The 1,994-nt window shown below is 72.8% G+C and carries 2 protein-coding genes; both read left to right on the top strand.

All coding sequences use genetic code 11. The annotated features are described in order from the left end of the window. On the top strand, nucleotides 1-1,555 hold a 1,555-nt coding region (locus tag ACOJVU_RS01085), incomplete at its 5' end, for an amidohydrolase (protein WP_421528075.1). A 50-nt stretch (nucleotides 1,556-1,605) separates the two neighbouring features. Beyond that, a partial coding sequence (locus ACOJVU_RS01080; protein ID WP_421528076.1) for an enolase C-terminal domain-like protein occupies nucleotides 1,606-1,994 on the top strand: 389 nt, incomplete at its 3' end.

Below are 1,994 nucleotides of genomic sequence, written 5' to 3'. Positions count from 1 at the left end.
CGAGTCGCGGCCCACCGCCGAGGCGCTCGCCGTCGCCGACGGCCGCATCGTCGCCGTCGGGACCCGTGCCGAGGTGGCCGCGCTCGTCGGCGCCGGCACCGAGACCGTCGATGTCGGTGACGGCTGCGTCATGCCGGGATTCGTTGAGGCGCACGGTCATCCGCTGATGGAGGCACTGGCGCTGTCGGACCGGATCGTCGACATCCGGCCGGTGACGCTGCGCGACGCCGAGGACGTCGTGACCGCGGTGCGCCGCGAGACGGCCGCCAGGGGGGCGGCCGGCGCCTACCTGAGCGGGTGGGACCCCCTGCTGCAGCCCGGCCTGCCGCAGCCGACGCCGGCCTGGCTGGACGACGTGGCGCCGGACGGGCCGCTGGTCATCATCCACAACTCCGGACACCAGGCCTACTTCAACCATGCCGCCGCCGAGCGCGCCGGGCTCACCCGAGGCACCCCCGACCCGAAGGGCGCCCGCTACGGCCGCGGCCCCGACGGCGAACTCGACGGCAGCGCCGAGGAAATCGGCGCGGTGTTCCCGCTGCTCGGTGGGGCGATCGATCCCGGCAGCTACCCGGCGATGCTGCGCGCCGAATGCGCCCGGCTCAACCGCGCCGGGCTGACCACCTGCTCGGACATGGCGTTCGACCCGCAATTCGCGCCGCTGCTCGAACAGGTGCACGATGCGCTGACGGTGCGGCTGCGCACCTACGAGATGTCCACCCCGCAGCTGTCCACCGCGGCGTCGCCCGGGCAGGGCGACGACATGGTGCGCCAGGTCGGCATCAAGGTCTGGGTGGACGGCTCGCCGTGGATCGGCAACATCGCGCTGTCCGTCCCGTACCTGGACACCGCCGCCACGCGCCTGATCGGCGCCGCGGGTTCCTGCGGGCACGCCAACTACACCCGCGAGCAGCTGGCCGAGATCGTCGGCGCCTATTTCCCGCTGGGCTGGCAGATGGCCTGCCATGTGCACGGCGACGCCGGCGTGGACACCATCCTCGACGTGTACGAGGAAGCGCTGCAACGCAATCCGCGGCCCGATCACCGGCTGCGCCTGGAACACGTCGGCGCCATCCGGCCCGACCAACTCCGTCGCGCCGCCGAACTCGGCGTCACCTGTAGCATCTTCGTCGACCAGATCCACTACTGGGGCGATGTACTCGTCGACGGGTTGTTCGGCGAACAGCGCGGATCTCGTTGGATGCCTGCGGGTTCCGCGGTGGCGACCGGCATGCGGATCTCGCTGCACAACGACCCGCCGGTCACCCCCGAGGAGCCGCTGCGCAACATCAGCGTGGCCGTGACTCGCACGGCGCCGTCCGGGCGGGTGCTGGGGCCACAGGAGTGCCTCACCGTCGAGCAGGCGATCCGCGCGCAGACCATCGACGCCGCCTGGCAGCTGTTCGCCGACGACGTGACGGGCTCGATTGCGGTCGGCAAGTACGCCGACGTGGTGGTGCTGTCGGCTGATCCGCGCACAGTGCCGCCGGAGCGCATTGCCGACCTGGAGGTGCGCGCGACGTATCTGGCGGGCCGCCGGGTCCACGGCCGGTGAGGCCGGCGCTGGCAGACCTGCTGGACCGGCTGCACGTCGTCGCGCTGCCGATGCGGGTGCGGTTCCGCGGCATCACCACCCGCGAGGTGGCACTGATCGAGGGCCCCGTGGGGTGGGGCGAGTTCGGGGCGTTCCCCGAATACGGGCCGCCTGAGGCGGCGGCGTGGCTGGCCTCGGGCATCGAGGCCGCCTACCGTGAGCCGCCACCGCTGCACCGCGACCGCGTCCCGATCAACGCCACCGTCCCGGCAGTGCCCGCCGCCCAGGTGGGTGAGGTACTGGCCAGGTTTCCCGGGGCGCGCGCCGCCAAGGTCAAGGTCGCCGAGCCCGGGCAGACGCTGCGCGACGACGTCGCACGGGTCAACGCCGTGCGCGAACTCGTCCCCGTCGTGCGGGTGGACGCCAACGGCGGCTGGACCGTCGGAGAGGCTGTCGAGGC

Origin of the sequence: Mycobacterium sp. THU-M104 (assembly GCF_049197365.1) — a bacterium.
Classification (GTDB): Bacteria; Actinomycetota; Actinomycetes; order Mycobacteriales; family Mycobacteriaceae; genus Mycobacterium.
Note: the sequence above shows the minus strand (reverse complement) of the source record. Positions and strands in the feature narration are given on the sequence as shown.